The following is a 20,365-nucleotide window of genomic DNA, read 5'->3' as shown; positions in this document are numbered from 1 at the left end:
TGTCGGGCCGGCACCTATGCTGGGCTTCGCGCCCCGCCATCACCGCCGCAAGGAGCCCGCCCGACATGTCTGACGCCCCTGTCCCGTCCGCAGCCGCCACCGTGGGCATCGGTGACCGTGCCGCCCGGGCACTCACCGCCGAACTCGCCCGGGACAACGCGGAGAAGCACGCACTGCTGGTGGACGCGACAGCCGGATCCGCCGTCCTCGGTGCCGCGATCGACGCGCTGCTGCCCGGCGACACCCTCACCGTGGTGCCGGCCGACGCCGGACAGGCCGCCAGACTGCGTACGGAGATCGCCGTGCACGGCCGCTGGGTGGCCGACCGGGTCCGGGTGGTGGACTCGCTGTCCACCGCCGACCCGGCCGAGCTCCTGATCGTCGGGTCGGTCCTGACCGGCACCGGCGACGAGGCCCGGGCGGCCGTCGACGGGTACACCAAGTACCTGGCCGACGGCGGCGTACTGACGGTGGCGGCACCCGCGCTGCCCGGCGGCTCCGCCGGTGCCGCCGCCGAGCTGGACCGGCAGGCCGCGTTGTTCGGCAGCGGCAGTGACCTGGTGCTGCGCAACGCCCCGCCGCTGCGGGTCCACCGGCTGCGCTTCGCGAGCGCCCAGGTCGCGCGGGCCGACCGGCTCGGGCCGCTGTACCGGACCAGCAGCGTGCCGCTGACCCGGGACATGCACATCGATTCCAACGGTGTCGCGGCCGCCGCGATCGCCCTCGGACTGGCCGCCGCGACCCGGCTGGCCAGGCCGAAGAGCCGGCTGTGGCTGCTGCCGGCCCTGGCGGCGGCCCCGGTCGCCGCGTTCTTCCGCGACCCGCAACGCGACGTGCCGCAGGACCCGGCGGCGGTGGTGGCGGCCAGCGACGGCCGGGTGTTGTCGGTCGAACGGGTCCGGGACGAGCGGCTGGGCGCGACCGAGTTCCTCCGGATCGCGGTCTTCCTGTCGGTGCTGGACGTGCACGTCAACCGGTCCCCGGTGGCCGGGCGGGTGGTCGACCACTTCGTCGTCGACGGCGGGTTCGCCGCCGCGATGAAGCCGGCGGCCGAGCACAACGTGGCGGCGTACACCGTGCTGGAGACCTCGCACGGCCGGGTGGTCGTCGCGCAGCGAACCGGGATGGTGGCGCGGCGGATCGTGCACCGGGCCCCGGTCGGCGCGCTGCTGGCCAAGGGCGAGCGGTTCGGGCTCATCCGGTTCGGCTCGCGCACCGACGTCTACCTGCCGGCCGAGTCCGTCGACGCCCTGGTCGGCCCGGGTGACCGGGTCGCCGGTGGCGCCTCGGTCATCGCCCGCTGGCGCTGACCGGGGCACACGCGGCTCCTGTTGGCGCTGACCGGGGCACACGCCGGTCAGCTGCGCTCAGATCGCCCGGCGGCGGTGCAGCCAGAGCAGCGGCCCGCTGCCGAGGTACGCGAGCACGATCAGCCCGAAGGTCAACCGTACGTCGATCAGCGCACCGACCACCGGCACCGCCCACACCCACGGCGGCAGCTTCAACAGCCGGGCGAGTTTGACGTACGGGAAGCTGGAGACCATCGCGAAGGCCAGCAGCGCGACGACGGCGAGCTGGGCGCCGCCGGGCATCGGCACCTCGATCAGTACGCCGATGCCGAGCACGGCGGCGGCCAGGGTGGTCGGGATGCCGGTGAAGAATCCGCCGTCCTTGGCACAGACGTTGAACCGGGCGAGGCGGATCGCGGCGCAGGAGGCGACGAGCGCGCAGGCGACAGCGGCCGCCGGGGTGGCGACCGTGCCGGCCAGCGAGGCGTAGACGACGACCGGGGCGGCCAGGCCGAACGAGCACATGTCGGCCAGCGAGTCCATCTGCGCACCGAACGGGCTGGCGACGCCGAGGCGGCGGGCCAGCGCCCCGTCGAGGCCGTCGAAGACGACACATGCGACGAGGCAGAAGGCGGCCAGCCGGATGTCGCCCTCCATCGCCAGGAAGATCGCGGCGAGGCCGAGCGTCAGGCTGGTCAGGGTGGTCGCGTTGACCAGCACGAAGCTGGCCCGGCGGGCCAGGGTCGGGTCCCCGGGCAACAGCGGTACGGAGACCGTCGTGTCGTCGACCCCGTCGACGGACCCGGTCGCGGGACGCAGCGACGCGTCCGGTGACCGCACCGGGCCGACGGCCGGGCTCACCGGGGCGATCGCGGCGATCTCCGCCGCCGTCAACGGGTCGACGTCGAGCCAGCCGCCCGACTCCACCACCGGTCTGGTCGACCGGTGGTCCCGGCCGCGCCGGCCGACCCGGACCAGGAGCACCTGTCGGGCGAAGGTGCCGCTGCGACGCAGCGGTCCGGCCCATCGACGTCCTGCCGGTCGAGGACTGTCGGTCGTACGCCGCCGCCGCCACGGGGCTCTCGCCACGGATCCCTCCATCATCGGTCGGTCGTGCGTCGCGGTCGCGACGGACGCCCGATTATGCGGCCTACACCATTGCACAGCCGACGCGGGTTGGCGAGAGATCAGTCTGGATCATACCGATTCGCCCCGGGTAAACCGGACACCTGTTCGCGTTTTCGCTAGCTGGCGCAAGCACCCTCGGCCCCGCCGGGGATCACCGTCCGTCGTCGGCCGCCAGACCCCGCACCGCCTCGCCGGCGAGCACGGTCAGCGGCAGGGTCGTCGCCTCGACCGGGGTGAACCAGCCGGCCGCGCCGGTCGAACCGCCGGCGGCCTCGGTGACCCGCGCGGCGCTCGGCCGGTCCACCCGTACCCGGTAGAGCACCTGCACCACGTGCCAGTCCACCGGATGGCCCTCCGGCCCGAGCGCGGCCGGATCATGATGGTGCCGGACGGCGAGCAACGCGCCGACCCGCCCGTCCTGCCCGGTCTCCTCGACGATCTCCCGGACCAGCCCGTCGGCCGGCTGCTCGCCGAAGTCGGTGCCGCCGCCGGGCAGGTGCCACCGGCCGGCACCGGGGTAGCCGGGGGCGGTCCGGGTCAGCAGGAGTCGGCCGGCCGGGTCGGTCACCACGCCGTACGCACCGAACCGCTGATGCCTACGGCGCCGGACGTCCGGGTCACCGGCTGCCGGCCGCATGGCCGCCGCCAGCGCCGGCAGGTCCCGCTGCGGCAGGTCGAGCAGCCGGGCGCACCAGGGCAGCACCGGGACCTTCCGGAGCTGCTCGTCGGGCAGGCAGGCGACCTGGTCGGTGCCACCGGCCGACTCCGCCCGCAGCGGCGCGTCGTCGACCGCGATCCGGTAGACGATCCGGTCGGTGTGCCGCAGCCGGCCGGAGCCCGGGTCCGGCCCGACGTCCGCGCTGACGGCGACCAGGTCGACGATCCGGGCGGTCAGCCCGGTCTCCTCGGCGAACTCGCGGACGACGGCGGCGGCCGGGTCCTCACCCTGCCGTACGCCGCCGCCGGGGATCTGCCACCAGCCGGGCACTGCGGTCCGCGCAGAGGCGCGGACCATCAGCAGCCGCCCGGCGGCGTCGTGGCACACGCCGTACGCCCCGATCCGCCGCTCCCGACCGGTCGTCCCGTCAGACAAGTCGGGCCGCGCCGACCGCCTCGGCGGTCACCTCGGTGAGCTCCGCCGACGGCATGGCGGCCAGGTCGGTGGGGGTGAACCAGCGGGCCTCCGACGTCGACCCGCCGATGTCGGTGACGATCGGCAGGGTCGGCCGGTCGACCGCGACCTCGTAGAAGGCCCGTACGCCGTGCCAGTCGATCGGGTAGCCCTCCGGGCCGAGCGAGGCGGCGTCGCGGTGACTGGCCACCCCGAGCAGCCGGATCAGCCGGCCCCGCTGGCCGGTCTCCTCGACGAGTTCCCGGATCAGCGCGGTGCCGGGCTGCTCGCCGTAGTCGGTGCCGCCGCCGGGCAGGTGCCAGCGACCGGCACCGGGGTATCCGGGGGCGATCCGGGTCAGCAGGACCCGCCGGGCCGGGTCGGTGGCGACCGCGTACGCGGCGAACCGTTGCGCCCGGTGCAGCCCGTCCGGGCCCGGTACGGCGTAGAACGACGGGAAGTCCGGTGCGGTGTCCGGCCGCAGGTCGATGCTCTCCGGCGGCAGGCCGAGGGCGCTGGCGGTGAACGGCCGCAGCGGCAGCTGCTTGGCGTCGTCCAGGCTGCACCAGCGGGCCAGGTCGGTGGGTTGGTTGATCCGGTGACAGAGCTGTCCACCCCGTACGGCGGCCTCGTAGATCAGCCGGTCGGTGTGCAGCGTGATGCCGCGCCGGGGCAGCGAGCGCATGTCGGCGAGCACGTCACGCAGTCCGGTGACCGCGACCGAAATGCCGGTTTCGGCGGCGGTTTCCCGAACGACGGTGTTGTAGGGGTCCTCCCCGTGGTCCACGGCCCCACCGGGCAGCGACCACACCCCGGGGGTACCGGAGCGCGGAGAGGCTCGGACCAGCAGAAACCGGTCCTCCGAGTCGACACAGACAGCGTATGCCGCGATCCGGCGCAGCGGCTCCAGGGCGGGGGTCACGAGTCCGAATTCTGCCCGTCGGTGGACGCTCGCCGGAAAAAACTGTCAGATTGGCGACAGTATTCTAGGTAACTACTTGACTACCTAGAGCCGCAATCCGGGGCAGATCAGGGTAATGATCCGGGCGGTCACCGAGGTCGCCAGGGGCCGGCGCGCGGACCGTGGAAGCATGACGACACACGACACCGGCGCAGCTCAGGCCCCGTACAAGCAGCTTCGGCGACCTACCACGGACCGCATGATCGCCGGGGTGGCCAGCGGCCTCGGCCGCTACTTCGGCACCGACCCGACCCTGGTCCGGGTGATCTTCGCGGTGGCCACCGTGCTGACCGGCGGCCTGGCCGCGCTCACCTACCCGGTGATCTGGTTCCTGATGCCGCAGGAGCCGCCGAACGCACCCGCCTGGCCCGACAGCACCGCGACCCGGCCCGGCCCCACGCCGGCCCAACCGCACCCGGCCGCTCCCACCAACTGACCGGTCAGCTCACTCCCACTCGATGGTGCCCGGCGGCTTGCTGGTCACGTCCAGCACCACCCGGTTCACCTCGGCCACCTCGTTGGTGATCCGGGTGGAGATCCGGCCGATCACCTCGTACGGCAGCCGGGACCAGTCAGCGGTCATCGCGTCCTCGCTGGACACCGGACGCAGCACCACCGGGTGGCCGTAGGTACGCCCGTCGCCCTGCACCCCGACGCTGCGGACGTCGGCGAGCAGCACCACCGGGAACTGCCAGACGTCGCGGTCCAGCCCGGCGGCGGTCAGCTCCTCGCGGGCAATCAGATCGGCGGCGCGCAGCAGGTCCAGGCGCTGCCGGTCGACCGCCCCGATGATCCGGATCGCCAGACCCGGGCCGGGGAACGGGTGCCGCCAGACCATCGCCTCCGGCAGCCCGAGCTGCAGGCCGAGCGCCCGTACCTCGTCCTTGAACAGCGTGCGCAGCGGCTCGACCAGGGCGAACTGCAGGTCGTCCGGGAGGCCGCCGACGTTGTGGTGCGACTTGATGTTGGCGGTGCCGGTGCCGCCACCGGACTCCACCACGTCCGGGTAGAGGGTGCCCTGCACCAGGAACTCCACGTCCCCGGCGGCGGCCACCTCACGGGCCGCCGCCTCGAAGACCCGGATGAACTCCCGGCCGATGATCTTGCGCTTCTGCTCCGGGTCGGTCACCCCGGCCAACGCGCCAAGGAACCGGTCGGCGGCGTCGACCACCTTCAGCTTGATCCCGGTCGCCGCGACGTAGTCCGACTCGACCTGCTCGGCCTCACCGGCCCGCAGCAGCCCGTGATCGACGAAGACGCAGGTCAGCTGGTCACCGACGGCCCGGTGCACCAGGGCGGCGGCGACCGCCGAGTCGACCCCGCCGGAGAGCCCGCAGATGACCTCCTTGTCGCCGACCTGCTCGCGGATCCGGGCCACCTGCTCGTCGATGATGTTCTGCGGCGTCCAGGTCGGCTCGATACCGGCGATGTCGTACAGGAACCGGGTCAGCATCAACTGGCCGTGCGCGGTGTGCGCCACCTCCGGGTGGAACTGCACCCCGGCCCGCCGACCGGCGAGATCCTCGAACGCGGCGACCGGCGCGCCGGCCGACCCGGCCGTCACCACGAAACCCTCCGGCGCGGCGGTCACGCAGTCACCGTGACTCATCCACACCGGGATCTCGGTCGGCAACTCCCGCAGCAGCACCCCGGCGTCGGGGCGGGCGGCCAGCGGGGTGCCGCCGTACTCGCGGTTGCCGGTGTGCGCGACCGTGCCACCGAGCGCCAGCGCCATCGCCTGGAAGCCGTAGCAGATGCCGAAGACCGGCACCCCGCCGTCGAACAGCTTCGGATCGACCTGCGGGGCACCGTCGGCGTAGACGCTGGCCGGACCGCCGGACAGGATGATCGCGGCCGGCTCCTTGGCCAGCATCTCGGCCACCGGCATGTCGTGCGGGACGATCTCCGAGTAGACCTTGGCCTCCCGCACCCGGCGGGCGATCAGCTGGGCGTACTGGGCTCCGAAGTCGACCACCAGGACCGGGCGCGGCGTGCTCATGCCCCGGAGCCTACCGACCGCCGCCGGGCCGTCCCGACGATGGTTCAGGTCAGGATGTCAACTGGCCGGCGGGCGGTGGTCCGGCTCACCCTTGACCGGCCAGTGGGCCATCGCCCGCTCGGCGAGCGCGACGATGGTCAGCGACGGATTCACCCCCAGGTTCGCCGGGACCGCCGCGCCGTCGACCACGTGCAGGCCCGGACAACCAAAGACCCGGTGGTACGGGTCGACGACGCCGTCCGCGCTGGTGGCCCCGATCACCGCCCCGCCCAGGATGTGCGCGGTCATCGGCACGTCGAACGGCTCGGTCACCGCCCCGCCCGGGATGCCGCCGATCTCGTCGGCGAGCAGCCGGACCGCCCGGTGACCGGCCGGGATCCAGCTCGGGTTCGGCTCGCCGTGCCCGTGCCCGGCGACCAGCCGGCCGCGCCGGTGGTACGTGGTCAGCGAGTTGTCCACCGACTGCATCACCAGCGCCACGATGGTGCGCCGCGACCAGTCCCGCACCGACAGCAGCCGCAGCGTTTCCCGGGGCCGGCCGGCCAGCGCGGCCAGCCAGCGGCGGACCCGGCGTGGCCCGCCGGCGACCAGCGCCGACTGCAGCAGACCCATCAGGTTGGAGCCCTGGCTGTAGCGCACCGGCTCGACGTGGGTGCCCGGCTCCGGGTGGAACGAGCTGGTGATCGCCACCCCGTCGGTGAAGTCCAGCCGTCGGCGGCGGGCGGCCCGGCGGGGCACCGCCGCGCCGAGGATCGCCTCCGAGTTGGTCCGGGTCAGCGCGCCGATCCGGGGGGAGATCTGCGGTAGCGCGCCGGTGGCGCGGGCGGCGTGCAGCAGCCGTTGGGTGCCGAGCGCCCCGGCGGCGAGCACCACCTGGTCGGCGGTGATCGTCTCCCGGCCGCCGATCCAGGCACCGGTACGCCGTACGTCGACCAGGTAGCCGGCACCGCCCGGACCCGGCCGCAGCCCGACGACCGTGGTCAGCGGCCGGATCCGCGCTCCGGCCCGTTCGGCGAACCACAGGTAGTTCTTCGGCAGCGAGTTCTTCGCACCGACCCGGCAGCCGGTCATGCAGGACCCGCAGTGCGTACAGCCGGTCCGCTCCGGCCCGGCCCCACCGAAGTACGGGTCGGCGACCCGCTCACCGGGGCGGCCCAGGTAGACGGCCACGGGGGTGGACCGGAACGTGTCGCCGACGCCCATCCGGTCGGCGACCGCCCGCATCACCTCGTCGGCGGCGGTGGTCCGCGGGTAGTCGACGACGCCGAGCATCTGTCTGGCGCGGGCGTAGTGCGGGGCGAGTTCGGCCCGCCAGTCGGTGATGCCTGCCCATTGCTGGTCGGCGTAGAAGTCGTCCGGCGGCTCGTACAGCGTGTTGGCGTAGACCAGCGACCCGCCGCCGACGCCGGCCCCGGACAGCACCAGTACGCCGGCCCGTCCGCCGTTCTCCCCCGTGCGTGCGCGGCCTGCGCGCTGTCGGCCCGCCGAGCGCAGCAGGGTGATCCGCTGGATGCCGTAGCAGCCGAACGCCGGTGCCCACAGGAACCGGCGGACCCGCCAGGAGGTACGCGGCAACTCGTGGTCGGCGAAGCGGCGGCCGGCTTCCAGCACCAGGACCGAGTAGCCCTTCTCGGCGAGCCGCAGCGCGGCGACGCTGCCGCCGAACCCGGACCCGATCACGACCACGTCGTACCGCATCCCGCCATCATTACCGGTGGGTAACCAACATGTCACCAGCCGGGCGCACCGGATAGCCTGCCGCCATGGGCAGCGCGGAGCTGGAGGAGTTGATCGTCGCGGACGCCGAGGCGTTGCGCGCCTGGTTGTCGGTCAACCACGCCACGTCGCCCGGGGTCTGGCTCGCCCTGACCCGCAAGGGCGGCACCGTCACAACGTTGACCTGGCAGCAGGCGGTCGATGAGGCGCTGTGCTTCGGCTGGATCGACGGGCAGGCCCGCAAGCGGGACGAGCAGACCTCCTGGATCCGGTACACCCCGCGACGCGCACGCAGTTCCTGGTCACAGCGCAACGTGGCCCACGTGGCCCGGCTGGAGGCGCAGGGGCTGATGATGCCGTCCGGCCGCGCCGCCGTAGCGGCGGCGAAGGCAGACGGACGGTGGGCCGCTGCCTACGCGCCGCCCTCGGAAGCCCAGGCGCCGGCCGATCTGCTCGCCGCGATCGCCGCCGAGCCCGACGCCCAAGCCATGTTCGACGTCCTCACCAGCACCAATCGCTTCGCCCTCATCCACCGGCTGAACAGCGTCAAGCGGGCGGAAACCCGGGTCCGGAAAATCGGCGAGTTCGTCGCCATGCTGGCCCGACACGAGACGATCTACCCGCAGAAAGCGAAACCGCCCACGCCGTAGGGCGCTGTCACCACCGCTCGACAAGGTGTTCCCGGCCCTGCGGCGGATCGTACGGCTCGGGCCAGTAGTCGACGATCCTGGTGATCAGTCCGTGCTCGGACGTCTCCAGCCAGACGCACGCGTCCTGCTGGTCAGAGCCGACCCGTACGTCGAGCCACAGCGCGGCGAACCGACCCTCGGCGATCACTCGTCGTGCCCGCAGATGCCAGTCACCGGGATACTCGACGTTGAACCGCAAGAATGCATCCTTGCCGCGAATCCGTTCCCGGGTCTGTGGCATTTCATAGACCACGTCGTCGGCGAACAGGGCCGCGAACCCCGGCCAGTCACGGCGCTCCAGGAGATCCACGTAGGCGTTGGCGGCATGTCGCGCCAGCACGTTGTCGTCCATGGCCGCAGACCGTAAACCAGGCCACTGACATCGACGGGGCGGTGTCCGCGAGCCGGCTACCCGAAGCGGTCAGCCAGCTTGGTCAGCTTGGCGACGTACGCCGGCCAGTCGTAGTCGTCGGGGACGTTGGTGTTGTCCCGGCGCAGGCCGATCGCCCGGTCGTGCTGCTCACGCAGGATGTCCGCGTGACCGGCGTGCCGGGCCAGGTCGCAGGTCACGTGGATGATGATCCGTTGCAGCGTCACGGTCTGGGCGGCTGGCCGCCACCACGCCACCCGGCCCGGCGCATCGAGCGGCAGCTGCTCGATAGTCTGATCCGCGAACGCCCCGACCCGATGATAGAGGTCGATCAGCCCGGCCTTCGTCTCGTCCTCCCGCGCGTACCAGTCGGCCTGCGGGTCCTCGTCGAACGCCGCCAAGGGGACCAACTCGTCGGGCGTCGGAAACTCGCGCCCGAAGGTCGACCCGAAGTAGCCGGCTTCGACATTGAGACAGTGCTTGAGGATGCCCAACAAGTTGGCGCCGGTCGCAGTGCGGGGCAGCCTGACTTCGCGTTCACTCAGCCCGTCGAGCTTCCAGATCAGAGCTTCGCGAATGCCCCGGAGATAGAGGTGCAGCGCAGCTTTTGCATCGTCCAGGTCAGCCATGCCCGCCAGTCTTCCCCATCCGGCGCATCCGCTAACGGCTGTCCAGCGCCCGGGCGACCGCCGACACGATCTGATCATCGTCCGCGCCGAGCAGACGTGCCTCACGGACGTACGTGGCGGCGCGATCGTGCAACGCCCCGGTCGGGTCGGACCCGGCGGGCGGTGCGGCCGCGACGCGGGTGCCGCCGCCCCGCCGGGAGACGACCACCCCGGCCGATTCGAGCTCCCGGTAGGTCCGGGCGACCGTGCCGGCGGCCAGCCCCAGGTCGGCGGCGAGCTGCCGGACGGGCGGAAGGCGATCACCGGGGGCGAGTACGCCGTACCGGATCAGCTCGACGAGTTGGCGACGCAGCTGTTCGTAGGGCGGAGTGGGGTCGTCGGTGACCACCGTCAACGCCGGACGGTCGGTCATCGCGTCCGCACCAACGGTTCGGCTCGGTCCGTCGGAAGGAAGATCGCGGCGGCGGACCAACCCACCATGGCGAGCGCCGTAGAAGCCAGAGCAAGCAGGAACCAGCCGGTGATCGTCCACCACATTGGTGCACAGGATATGCCGAGCAGGCCGTTGGCCGCCGTCAGGCTGACGCCGGCGAGCGGGATGGCGACGAGGACGCCGACCGCCCCGGTGACGACGTAGGCCGCGCGCCTGCGTTGCGCGTCGTCGACCGCCACCTCGTCGGCGCCGCCGTATCGCGGTCGTCGGACGATGGTACGTACGGCGAGGTACGCCATCAGCAGGCCGATCAGCACGACGAGCATCAGCCCGCCGGTGTAGTACGAGCCCGGCCACGGGCCACGGCTTTCGCTCATCTCGAGGGTGCACTGCCGGGTCAGCCAGCGTCCGGAACGTCCCATGTCGTCGGGGCCGCCGGCCGCCGTCGTGCCGGCGACCAGGATCAGGAGCACACTGCCGGCCACGGCGACCACTCGGCTGAGATGGCGTGGCAGGTAGTCACGGATGCGGCGGACTTCGAGGGCGGCGGTCCGCGTCGGGCCGTGCGGTGGTCGGACCGTCAGCTCCCCGGCGAGTACGCCGATGAGCGCGCACAGCCCGAACAGCGGGGCCGCCAGTAGCAGCCCGACGCCGAGGTCACCCGATCCGGCGGCGATGATGCCGACGAGCATGCCGATGGTCACGCCGATCCAGCGCAGCATGGCGGTACGTCGGGCGACCGCCCTCGGGATCTCGGCGACCGCTTCAGCCGGCCGGCGAGCCCGCCCCATCACGAGGGCCGCCGCGACTACCGCCAAAGCGCACGCCACCAGGCCGAACAACAGCACCAGGCCGGTCACTGCGCCCATGAGCACTCCCTCGATTGTACCAAGCGTACGGTACAAGAATGGTGGGCTACGCCGGGAACTTGTGTCAACCGCTTGATACAACCGACCAGTGCCACGGCCGGTGTCGCCGCCACCGCCACCGCCCACAAACGTCCTGGACCCGGTGGCAGATCGGCGTCGGCGGCAGCCGACGCCGGCCCCGGTGGGCACCATGAACCGCGACATCGTTGGCCCGTTCGCTCTGGTTGCCGTGACCGGCACCTTCGCCAGGATCGGGTTCGGGGTGCTGTGGGATCTGCTCCCGTAGGGGCTAGCCGCAGGCGGTCAGCGGCGGCGGCCGGCGGCCAGGGCGATGAGGTACTGTCCACCGCCCGCGTCGACGCTCGCGGTCACCGGCAGTCCGGGCACCAGCCGGGAGAACCGGTCGACCAGCCAGTCCGCCGCCTCCTGGGCGTCCTTCCTGCTCGGGCAGCGGGCGACCAGCTCCCGGCCACCTTTGCGTTCGAGCCGCTCGGCGACGGCGATCAGGGGTGCGGGCTCCACCACGCGCAGCCGGTCCGGCCAGGCGATGACCACCTTGACCGCGCCTTTGCGGGTGTTGCAGGCCCGGTGCGCGAGTCGCTCGACGACCTTGGCCTTCTTGTCGGCGGTACGGCTGTCGACGCTGGGACCACGCGGGTCGTTCACCGACTTGTCGGCGTCGACCGGCTCATCACACACCCAGCATCGCCAACCGTCCCGGACCGCGACCTCATCGAGGAGACTCATCCCAGCAAACTAGCCTGTCCGCTCTCGGATCACCGACAGCCCGGACCGACCGGGGCCGACGTAGCGATGGTGGTCCGGGGCCGCCTGGCGCCGCGCGGGTGAGCGCGATGGTCACCCGACGCACGGAATCGGATGGACGCCCTGGACGCTGGTGTCGAGAATGCCTCGGCTCACCGATCAGCCCACGCATCGGTGACGGCGTCGTCGAGGAGATCTCGATCGTCTGCCCATCCGGGGTCGGTGGGTTGGTCGAACAGACCGGCGAGGTCGTCCCACTCGCGCCAGGTTCGAGGAGTGACCGGGCCGAGTACGGCCGCCGGTCGGCCCGCCACGGTAATCGTCACGCGTTCGCCCCCCCCCCCCCGCGCCCGGCGTACCAGGTCGCTGGCGTTCTGCCGCATCTCCCGCAGCCCCACCTCACGCATGTTCCCACCGTCGCACATGTGCTACCCGGCGCGAAGGTCACTCTCGGCGGCGTCGTACGACGAACGGGCCGACTGCGCCGAGCGGTACGCCCGTGCAGCCGTCGACGACGTCGCGGCCAGCTGCGGACGGGACGGCAACCAGACGGTCTGCACGCCGAGGCGCTCGTTCATCGAAGCGAGCTGGTACTCGTAGCCGAGGTCGGCCACCGTACGCAGGCCGCGAACGATGACCGTGGCACCGCGGCGCAGGCAATAGTCAGTGGTCAGGCCGGTCCAGGTGTCCACCTCGACGTTGCCCCAGGCTGCCGGCAGAGCGTCGCGCGCCCGGACGGCCCTGGCGGTGGCCTCAGAGGTCGGGTGCTTGCCGGCGTTCACCGCCAGCAGCACGACGATCCGGTCGAACATCACCCGGGCACGGGCCACCAGGTCACGGTGCCCCGAGGTGAACGGATCGAACGTACCGGGATAGACCGCCAGCGAACCGCGTACCGGGTCCGCCGCGCGATCCGACGCGGCCGTCACCGCGACCCCCAGCACATGGCACGATCATTCCAGCCGCACGTGCCCTGACAAGCCGGCGCCCGCCCCGATCGCGGCGGGCGCCGGGTACGGCCGCTCGGCGGGCAGCAGGCCGGGTGGGCCGCGCTCCGGTCATCGGCGGCGAGCCGATCCCGGATCGCGTGCGCATGGTCGGTCACGTCGCTGATGCCGACGATCCACTGCGGAGGATCCTGACCGCCAGCACCCGCTCCTGACCGAGCTTGGACGCAGCCACCGCCGGGGCGGCGATCTCCGGCGCGTACGCCTGGTAGACCGTCACGGTCTGCTCGTCGAAGGCGGCCCGGATCCGACGGTACGGAACACGCACACACCGATCGTGCCGGACGTGCCGGGCCGACCTCCACCGCCTCACGCTGCCGGATCAGGTCAGACCGTCGACCCGATCATTCGATCGCGCTACACCACCAGCATGAGTACGCTCAGTAACGAGATTCGGCAGCCTCACGACGAGGAGGCAGCATGTCCATGTCCCGCGAACAGTGGCTGGCGAGCCAGGCTGCCAGCCGACAGACCCGGTCACGACCGGCAGTTCACCGCTGCGGGCTGGTGGCCCGGCCGGACGGGCAGTTCGACGTACGGATCGAAGGGACCGACCTGCGCACCGGCGCCGTCCCGCCGCTGATCCACATCGGTGGCCGACCGGCGCGGCGGATCGAGAGCCACGGTGGCACCGTCCTGCGTGCCGTGGTCGATCGCGGCGAACCCGGCGACGAGGTGACCATCGACCTCGGGCCGGCGGGCACGGTGCGAGCGACGGTCGGGCGGGTGTCATGAGTGTCCACCCACCACGCGTCCTCGCTCCGGTCGCTACCGGCGACGGCGTCGTCTGGGTCAGCGGGACCACTCCCGGCGCGACCGTCGCGATCCGGCAGGGCAGTGTCGAACGGGGACGCCGACAGGCCACCGGCCCGGTGACCCCGGTCGGTGTCACCGCAATCACCGGCGACCCGGTCCAGGCAGTCGCGCGCCTCGACGCGCAGAGCGCCACCAGCACCGCCGTCACCCCGGTGCGGGATCCCGGGGAGGCCGGCGAGTTCGCGGGTGCGGCGGTCCGCGACGTCGACTACGGCAGCTTCACGGTACCGACGCACGACACTCCGCAGGGCGCCGACGGCGGGTTCGCGGCACCGCTGCGCGGCCGGGTGTGGCTGCCTGCCGACAGTGCCGGTCAGGTGCCGGGCGGGCTGGGCCGCCGGCCCCTGGTGGTCGTCGCGCACGGCTACTGGGCAGATCCGTTGGAGGACGCCGAAAGCCTCAAGGGGTACGCCTGGCTGGCCGGGCACCTGGCCCGTTGGGGCATGGTGGTCTGCTCGATCGACCTGTCCACGGTCAACCGCGAGACGGCGATGGCGACCCAGCAGTGGTCCCGCGGCGAAGTGATCATGGCGATGCTCGACCGGCTGACCACCGACGACGACCTGGCCGGGTACGTCGACCGGGGCCGGGTCGGGCTGGTCGGCCACTCCATGGGCGGCGAGGGTGTCGTGCTCGCCCAGGCGATCAACCGCACCCGCCAGCCCCGGTACGGCGTCCTCGGACTGGTCAGCATCGCCCCGACCAACTACCGGCCGGACGTCGCCGCCACCCACACCGCGTACCTGCAACTGCACGGCAGCCTGGACTACCTCCTGCAGGATCCGAGGTACGTCACCGGACCGGCGCCCCGCTTCGGCGGGTTCCGGCTCCACGACCGGGCCTGGCGGCCCCGCAGCCTCGCCTTCATCGACGGTGCCCGGCACGAGGGCTGGAACCCGATCTGGCTGGCCAGCCCGAACAGCCTGGAGCCGGAGCCGGATCCGGCGCTGCCGGCGCTGCCCGCCGACCGGCAGCGACGCATCGGGCAGGCGCTGGTCACGGCGTTCCTGCTCGACTTGCTGACCGGGCGGGAGGACTACCGCGGCTACCTCGCCGGCCCGGTGCTGCCCCGGGTGGTCGGTGCCACGGTGGTGCGCCGCCAGCACCAGTCGCCGTCGGTGACCGTGATCGACGACTTCGGCGACGCCGACGTCCAGCTCGAACTGCCGCCCGAGGAACCGGCCGACAAGACCGTCAACCGACGTGGTCTGGCTGCCCGCACCACCGGCGAGGGCATCGACCGGTGGGTCGACGTCGACCACCGCACGGACCTGCCGCTGAGTGTGCACGGCACGCGCGGGCTGGACGTCGCCTGGCGCAGCGACACCACCAGCTACGAGACCAACCTGGACGCGGTGAGCGTCGCGCCGTCGGACACGCTGTCGATGCGGCTGGCCCTGCACTACGCCGAAACCGGCAGCGGCCTGCCCGACGAGACACACAACCCGGTCGGTGCGGACCTCGACGTCGTCGTGGAACTCGACGACGGGACCGAGCGGGCAGCGGTCCCGCTGTCCGTGGTCGACCAGGTCGTCCGCTACCCGCTGGCCGGCCCACAGACCTACAGCGTGTTCCAGACGGTACGGCTGCCGGTCGACGCCTTCACCGCGACCAATCCGGGCCTGGACGTCACCGCGCTGAAAAGGATCCGGCTGGTCCTCTCCGATCGGCCCACCGGCCGTCTGCTGGTCGACGACATCGAGTTCGAGACCGCCGCGCTCACCGCTCCATCGGCGATCAGCATGCTGCGGGTGCACGACCTGGGCGGCGGGTACGGCCCACCCGACGACCGCATCGACACCGAGGTGATCGTGCAGCTGGCCGGCCGACCGGGTGAGTCGTTCGGTCTGCCGCTGCGCGCCGACGCGACCCTGCCGGCCAACTGGGGAATGTTCACCGGGCTGCGCGTCGCGCTGGTGACCGGCGGTCAGATCCAGCTCGCCTACCGGCGGGTCGGACCCACCGTACGGGAGATCGTCGCCGTCGTTCCCAGCTGAGCCGCGCGACGCGCGGCGACCGACCGGAGCCACCGGATGAGAGGAGAATAGCCATGGCGATACTGCGAGCCAGCGGGAAGGTCACCTTCCTGCGGGTGCACGACGTGGGCGGCGGGTACGGCCCACCGGACGACCGCATCGACGGCGAGTTGGTCGCGACGGTCAGCGGTAAACCGCAACACGCCGCCGGAACCACGTTGCGCGCCGACAGCAGCCTGCCCTCGCACGAGGGGATGCTGGCGCTGCTGCGTGACGGGCTGGTGCACCACTCGACGCTGGAGACCAGCATCGACTACGACCTCGACACGGCGGCCGGCCGACGCAACGGCCGGCTGTTGCGGGTGGAGCTGCGCCCGGCCTGAGACGGGCCGCCTCGCCGTCGGTTGCTGTGGAGCAACGGTGGAGGCGACCGGGCTGCGCTGACAGCCATCAAGGAATCACAATGCGCACATGTCCTTCGACGCTAACCAGGTTCCCCCGCATCTGTTGATCAAGGTCGAGCAACCGGACCACCCGGTGTCGCTGGTCGCCGAGGACGACGCCCGGCAACGGTCGGCCGCCTATCCGACCATCATGTGGGGCGCCCCGGTGTTCGGCTGCGCCCAGGAGGTCGACGGTCGATGGCGAATCGTCCGGCTCAACGGCGACAGTCCGCAGGATGCCCGTGACAGCCTGGCCTCGCACCTGCGGTGGCTGCACAGCGAGACGCCGCCGACCGCCGGGAACGCCGCCCGCCGCGCGGAGTACGAAGCGATGTACGAGCTGCTCGACTGGGAGGCCGTCGACGAGTCCACCGTCGACGGCCACCGCTACCGGATCATCCGGGCCCAGCCGTTCATCCGGATGGGGGCGGACGGGCCGGAACCGCCCCGCCCCACCGACCTCGACCCGCTGGGCCAGGCCAAGCGGGACACCTCCCACATGGAGGGCTTCGTGATCGACCCGGCGGCCGGCACCGGGCTCACCGCCGGGCTGGTCCGGATGGAGCTGATCTCGTCGTCGTACGATCCGACGACCGTCGCCGCCGACGTGTTCGCCGACTCCCGCCGGGCGCTGACCACCCACCCGAACGTGGTGCTGCTGCCCGTGGGCTTCACCGTCGGGGCGTACGTCGACGGCAGTTGGCGTCCCCGGTCGGCCAGCACGTACGCGACTCCGCAGGCCGCCCGCGACGCCGGGTCGTTCGTGATGCCCGACATCCGCCCGGGCGGCGACACCTCGGTGGAGGAGTTCCGGGCCGCGTTCGACCGGGCCCGCGCGCAGCACCGGCCACCCCGTACCGACGATTTCGAGGTCGAGGGGGTCCGCTGCCGGGTGACGCGGGTCGAGACCTTCGTCCGGGTCGGACCCGACGGCCCGGAAGGCCCGCGCCCGTCGGACCCGGAGTCGCACCTGCCGCCGGCCCGGCTCATGCAGGACCACCACGCCGAGGAGCAGGAAGACCTGACCTCGGGCCCGGACTGACCCGGTCGCTGGATGTCGTGGTCGGGCTCGGCCGCACAGCCGAGCCCGGCCACGTCAGTCGAAGGGGATCACCGGAAGATCCTTGTAATCGCCGTACGCGTCCGGCTCGCCGGTCAGCACGTAAGCGGTGTGGGTGATCGCGTCGAACAGCGCCGAGGCGACGTCGACCCGGCCGAGAATGCGACTCCACTCGGTCAGCGCGCGCCAGTCAGCCGCCGGGGTCGACGTCACTACCGCGTACGGGTGCTCGGCGAGCAACGACACACCGGATGCCTGGTGCTCGGGCACGCGCCTGGACGCCTCAGCGAGGCACACCACCGGCAGCGCGAAGCTGCCGCCCTCGTCGACGACCTCGGCGATGGTCTCACCGACGTCTGTCGAGACGGCGGCGTAGGCGAGGATCGCCGAGGTGTCGAGGACCAGCCGAACCGAGCCGCTCATGCGGCGGAAGAACGGCCGACGCCGCGCAACTCGCTCCAGCGGTCGGCGGTCATCCGCTCGCGCGCCAGATTACATCTTCATACCGGGTCAGGGCCTGGTGGGCGCGGTGTCGCCGTACAGCCAGGCGTCGAAGAACTCCCGCAGCGGCTGTCCGGTGACCCGCTCGGCGACCGTGACGAACTGCTCGGTGGTGGCGTTGCCGCCCCGGTACTCGCCGGCCCAGGTACGCAGCAGCCGGAAGAACGCGTCGTCGCCGACCGTGCGCCGCAGCGCGTGCACCGTCATCCCGCCCCGCTTGTAGACCGCCTGACCGAAGATCCCCGCCGGGCCGGGATCACCGGCCGGCTTCGTCCAGTCGATCCGGTCGTACTCCCGGTCGAACATCTCGTCGGCGGTGGCGGCACCGTCGTGTTCGGACCACAACCATTCGGCGTACGTCGCGAAGCCCTCGTTGAGCCACATGTCCCGCCACTGCCGCAGCGACACGCTGTTGCCGAACCACTGGTGGCCGAGCTCGTGCGCGACCACCCAGGTCTCCGGGCCACGGTCGAAGAACACGTCGCCGTACACCGGCCGGGACTGGGTCTCCAGGGCGTAGCGGATCCGGTCGTCGCTGACCACGATCCCGCCGTACGCGTCCACCGGGTAGGGGCCGAACACCGTCTCCAGGTAGTCGGCGATCTCCCCGGTGCGGGCCATCGCCTGCTCGGCCGGACCACCGGCGGGCAGGTCGGCGGAGACGGCGGTCACCATCGGCCGGCCGGCGTGGGTGCCGGTCTGCACGCGGTAGTCGCCGATCACCAGCGTGGTCAGGTAGCTGGCCAGCGGGGTCGACTCCGACCAGCGCCAGGTGGTCCAACCGTCCGCGCTGGTCGTCTCCCCCGGTACGCCGACGCTCAGCGCCGCCAACCCGTCCGGCACGGTGATCTCGAGGTCGAACGTCGCCTTGTCCGACGGGTGGTCGTTGACCGGGAACCAGGTGCTGGCCGACTCGGGCTGGCCGAGCGCGATCGCCCCGTCGTCGGTGATCTGGAAGCCGCCCTCGCCGAAGTCGCGGCTGACCAGCGGCTCCGGCTCGCCGCCGTAGTCGACGACGACGGTGAACGCCGACCCGTCGGGCAACCCGGCGGCCGGCGTGACGACCAGTTCGTCGTCGTCGCGAGTGTGCTGCGCGGGCCGGCCGTCGACGTCGACCGACGCGACGTCCAGGCCGGCCAGGTCCAGGTTGAACCGGGACAGGTCCATCGTCGCGGTCGCGGTGATTGTGGCGGTGCCGTCGAGCTGACGGGCCGCCGGGTCGTAGCGCAACGCCAGCTGGTAGCCGGCGACGTCGTAGCCACCGTTGCCGTACGCCGGGAAGTAGGGGTCGCCGATCCCGGCCGCACCGGGCTGGAAGTCGGCCTGCGGGGACCGGTCGACCAGCTCCGGCAGGACCCCGCAGCCGGTGGCGGCGAGGACGGCCGCCAGCGTCGCGGTGACGACCGACGTACGGCGCGCGGTCACCGGTCCAGGACCAGCCCGACCCGCTGGAACTCCTTCAGGTCGCGGTAGCCGCACTTGGCCATCGCCCGGCGCAGCCCGCCGAAGAGGTTCTGCTGGCCGTCCGGGGAGTCGGCCGGGCCGAACAGCAGCTGCTCCATGTCGCCCAGCGGCTCACCGGCGACCCCGTACGCGCCGCGCGGCAGCTTCGGGTGGCTGGCCACCGAATGCCACCAGGCACCGGACGCCGGGGCCTCGGCGCACAGCGACAGCGGCTCGCCGAGCATCACCGCGTCGGCGCCGCAGCCGAGGGCCTTGGCGATGTCACCGGAGGTCTGCAGGTCACCGTCGGCGATCAGGTGCACGTACCGGCCGCCGGTCTCGTCGAGGTAGTCGCGGCGGGCGGCGGCCGCGTCGGCGATCGCCGTCGCCATCGGCACCCGGATGCCGAGCACCGAGTCGGTCGTCGCCCACTCGTCGGCACCGATGCCGACGATCACGCCGGCCGCGCCGGTACGCATCAGGTGCAGCGCCGTCTTGTAGTCGGTGCAGCCGCCGACCACGACCGGCAGGTCCAGGTCGGCGATGAACTCCTTGAGATTCAGCGGCTCGTCGGTGGTGGAGACGTGCTCGGCCGAGACCAGGGTGCCCTGGATCACCAGGATGTCGACGCCGGCGTCGAGGATCACCGGGGCCAGCGCCAGGGTGTGCTGCGGGGACACCCGGACCGCGACGGTGCCGCCACCGGCGCGCATCTGCCGGACCCGTTCGGCGATCAGTTCGGGGCGGATCGGTTCGGCGTACGCCTCCTGCAGCCGCTTGGTGGCCGGGTCGTCGTCGTCCATCCCGGCCAGCTCGGCGAGGACCTTGGCCGGATCCTCGTAGCGGGTCCACAGCCCTTCGACGTTGAGCACGCCGAGCCCGCCCAGCTCGCTGAGCTTCGCGGCGGTGGCCGGGCTCATCGTCGCGTCCGACGGGTGCGCCACACACGGGATCTTGAACTGGTACGCGTCGAGCTGCCAGGCGGTGGAGACGTCGTCGACGTCCCGGGTGCGCCGGCTCGGCACGATGGCGATGTCGTCCAGGTGGTAGCCGCGCTGCGCGGTCTTGCCCAGCCCGATCTCGACCACGTCACGCATGGGTGTCTCCGTTATGGACAGGTCGACGCGCGGCCGCCGCACGTTCGGCGACGGCAGGTCGAC

23 protein-coding genes are annotated in these 20,365 nt (G+C 72.3%); 7 read left to right on the top strand and 16 right to left on the bottom strand.

Annotation, left to right across the window (positions count from 1 at the left end):
- The first annotated feature begins 65 nt into the window (after positions 1-65).
- On the top strand, positions 66-1,310 hold the full coding sequence (locus ACN28F_RS19900; protein WP_421359126.1) for a phosphatidylserine decarboxylase: 1,245 nt from the start codon (positions 66-68) through the stop codon (positions 1,308-1,310).
- Between the two features lie 57 nt (positions 1,311-1,367).
- Here the strand turns inward: ACN28F_RS19900 and ACN28F_RS19895 are convergent, their stop codons facing one another.
- The 3 genes from ACN28F_RS19895 to ACN28F_RS19885 all read right to left on the bottom strand — a co-directional run bounded on the left by ACN28F_RS19895 (position 1,368) and on the right by ACN28F_RS19885 (position 4,450).
- Positions 1,368-2,378: a CDP-alcohol phosphatidyltransferase family protein gene (locus tag ACN28F_RS19895; RefSeq protein WP_421359124.1), complete on the bottom strand. Its 1,011-nt coding sequence runs from the start codon at positions 2,376-2,378 to the stop codon at positions 1,368-1,370.
- Between the two features lie 190 nt (positions 2,379-2,568).
- On the bottom strand, positions 2,569-3,510 hold the full coding sequence (locus tag ACN28F_RS19890) for an NUDIX hydrolase (RefSeq protein ID WP_289209396.1): 942 nt from the start codon (positions 3,508-3,510) through the stop codon (positions 2,569-2,571).
- The gene (locus ACN28F_RS19885) at positions 3,503-4,450 is read right to left on the bottom strand and encodes an NUDIX hydrolase (RefSeq protein WP_289209395.1); all 948 of its coding nucleotides are present in this window, start codon (positions 4,448-4,450) and stop codon (positions 3,503-3,505) included. The genes ACN28F_RS19890 and ACN28F_RS19885 overlap by 8 nt, the downstream gene beginning before the upstream one ends.
- 169 nt (positions 4,451-4,619) lie before the next feature.
- Between ACN28F_RS19885 and ACN28F_RS19880 the strand changes: the two genes are divergently transcribed.
- Positions 4,620-4,925: a PspC domain-containing protein gene (locus ACN28F_RS19880; protein ID WP_289209394.1), complete on the top strand. Its 306-nt coding sequence runs from the start codon at positions 4,620-4,622 to the stop codon at positions 4,923-4,925.
- Between the two features lie 9 nt (positions 4,926-4,934).
- Here ACN28F_RS19880 and guaA read toward each other — a convergent pair whose 3' ends face one another.
- Together guaA and ACN28F_RS19870 are read right to left on the bottom strand one after the other, a co-directional pair.
- Positions 4,935-6,488 (bottom strand): glutamine-hydrolyzing GMP synthase, encoded by a 1,554-nt coding sequence (guaA, locus tag ACN28F_RS19875; protein ID WP_289209393.1) that lies wholly within the window; start codon positions 6,486-6,488, stop codon positions 4,935-4,937.
- Between the two features lie 57 nt (positions 6,489-6,545).
- Positions 6,546-8,186 carry an FAD-dependent oxidoreductase gene (locus tag ACN28F_RS19870; RefSeq protein ID WP_421359121.1) on the bottom strand — a complete coding sequence of 547 codons (1,641 nt, stop codon included), beginning with the start codon at positions 8,184-8,186 and terminating at the stop codon, positions 6,546-6,548.
- A 65-nt stretch (positions 8,187-8,251) separates the two neighbouring features.
- Between ACN28F_RS19870 and ACN28F_RS19865 the strand changes: the two genes are divergently transcribed.
- Positions 8,252-8,854 (top strand): YdeI/OmpD-associated family protein, encoded by a 603-nt coding sequence (locus ACN28F_RS19865; protein WP_421356790.1) that lies wholly within the window; start codon positions 8,252-8,254, stop codon positions 8,852-8,854.
- Positions 8,855-8,861: 7 nt separating this feature from the next.
- On the opposite strand, the gene ACN28F_RS19860 is transcribed toward ACN28F_RS19865, so the two are convergent.
- The 8 genes from ACN28F_RS19860 to ACN28F_RS19825 all read right to left on the bottom strand — a co-directional run bounded on the left by ACN28F_RS19860 (position 8,862) and on the right by ACN28F_RS19825 (position 13,234).
- Positions 8,862-9,245, bottom strand: coding sequence for a nuclear transport factor 2 family protein (locus ACN28F_RS19860; protein ID WP_421356789.1), 384 nt, complete (start codon positions 9,243-9,245; stop codon positions 8,862-8,864).
- Positions 9,246-9,301: 56 nt separating this feature from the next.
- A complete protein-coding gene (locus ACN28F_RS19855) occupies positions 9,302-9,892 on the bottom strand; it encodes a DinB family protein (RefSeq protein WP_421356788.1) in 591 nt (196 codons plus the stop codon).
- Between the two features lie 31 nt (positions 9,893-9,923).
- Positions 9,924-10,304 carry a GntR family transcriptional regulator gene (locus ACN28F_RS19850; protein ID WP_421356787.1) on the bottom strand — a complete coding sequence of 127 codons (381 nt, stop codon included), beginning with the start codon at positions 10,302-10,304 and terminating at the stop codon, positions 9,924-9,926.
- Positions 10,301-11,194: a hypothetical protein gene (locus ACN28F_RS19845; RefSeq protein WP_421356786.1), complete on the bottom strand. Its 894-nt coding sequence runs from the start codon at positions 11,192-11,194 to the stop codon at positions 10,301-10,303. The genes ACN28F_RS19850 and ACN28F_RS19845 overlap by 4 nt, the downstream gene beginning before the upstream one ends.
- Positions 11,195-11,497: 303 nt before the next feature.
- A complete protein-coding gene (locus tag ACN28F_RS19840) occupies positions 11,498-11,941 on the bottom strand; it encodes a hypothetical protein (RefSeq protein ID WP_289209387.1) in 444 nt (147 codons plus the stop codon).
- A gap of 170 nt (positions 11,942-12,111) precedes the next feature.
- Complete coding sequence (locus ACN28F_RS19835) at positions 12,112-12,366, bottom strand: type II toxin-antitoxin system Phd/YefM family antitoxin (protein ID WP_421359119.1); 255 nt, start codon at positions 12,364-12,366, stop codon at positions 12,112-12,114.
- Between the two features lie 21 nt (positions 12,367-12,387).
- A complete protein-coding gene (gene coaD, locus ACN28F_RS19830; protein ID WP_289209386.1) occupies positions 12,388-12,888 on the bottom strand; it encodes a pantetheine-phosphate adenylyltransferase in 501 nt (166 codons plus the stop codon).
- 172 nt (positions 12,889-13,060) lie between these two features.
- Positions 13,061-13,234: a DUF4291 family protein gene (locus ACN28F_RS19825; protein WP_289209385.1), complete on the bottom strand. Its 174-nt coding sequence runs from the start codon at positions 13,232-13,234 to the stop codon at positions 13,061-13,063.
- 152 nt (positions 13,235-13,386) lie between these two features.
- Between ACN28F_RS19825 and ACN28F_RS19820 the strand changes: the two genes are divergently transcribed.
- From ACN28F_RS19820 to ACN28F_RS19805, 4 genes are all read left to right on the top strand, one after another.
- Positions 13,387-13,701, top strand: a complete 315-nt coding sequence (locus ACN28F_RS19820; RefSeq protein ID WP_289209384.1) for a hypothetical protein — start codon at positions 13,387-13,389, stop codon at positions 13,699-13,701.
- Positions 13,698-15,779 carry a hypothetical protein gene (locus tag ACN28F_RS19815; RefSeq protein WP_289209383.1) on the top strand — a complete coding sequence of 694 codons (2,082 nt, stop codon included), beginning with the start codon at positions 13,698-13,700 and terminating at the stop codon, positions 15,777-15,779. Before ACN28F_RS19820 ends, ACN28F_RS19815 begins: the two co-directional genes overlap by 4 nt.
- A 53-nt stretch (positions 15,780-15,832) precedes the next feature.
- Positions 15,833-16,141: a hypothetical protein gene (locus ACN28F_RS19810; RefSeq protein ID WP_289209382.1), complete on the top strand. Its 309-nt coding sequence runs from the start codon at positions 15,833-15,835 to the stop codon at positions 16,139-16,141.
- 88 nt (positions 16,142-16,229) lie between these two features.
- Entirely contained in the window at positions 16,230-17,243 is a 1,014-nt protein-coding gene (locus ACN28F_RS19805) for a DUF5954 family protein (protein ID WP_289209381.1), read from the top strand.
- A 54-nt stretch (positions 17,244-17,297) separates the two neighbouring features.
- Here the strand turns inward: ACN28F_RS19805 and ACN28F_RS19800 are convergent, their stop codons facing one another.
- The 3 genes from ACN28F_RS19800 to ACN28F_RS19790 form a co-directional block, all read right to left on the bottom strand.
- On the bottom strand, positions 17,298-17,684 hold the full coding sequence (locus tag ACN28F_RS19800) for a hypothetical protein (protein ID WP_289209380.1): 387 nt from the start codon (positions 17,682-17,684) through the stop codon (positions 17,298-17,300).
- 87 nt (positions 17,685-17,771) lie between these two features.
- Positions 17,772-19,187, bottom strand: coding sequence for a M1 family metallopeptidase (locus tag ACN28F_RS19795; RefSeq protein ID WP_421356785.1), 1,416 nt, complete (start codon positions 19,185-19,187; stop codon positions 17,772-17,774).
- Positions 19,184-20,302: a GuaB3 family IMP dehydrogenase-related protein gene (locus ACN28F_RS19790; protein WP_289209379.1), complete on the bottom strand. Its 1,119-nt coding sequence runs from the start codon at positions 20,300-20,302 to the stop codon at positions 19,184-19,186. Before ACN28F_RS19790 ends, ACN28F_RS19795 begins: the two co-directional genes overlap by 4 nt.
- Positions 20,303-20,365: the final 63 nt, after the last annotated feature.

The sequence above is a fragment of the Solwaraspora sp. WMMA2101 genome (assembly GCF_049179175.1).
Classification (GTDB): domain Bacteria; phylum Actinomycetota; class Actinomycetes; order Mycobacteriales; family Micromonosporaceae; genus Micromonospora_E.
This window is presented reverse-complemented; position numbering and strand designations above follow the sequence as displayed.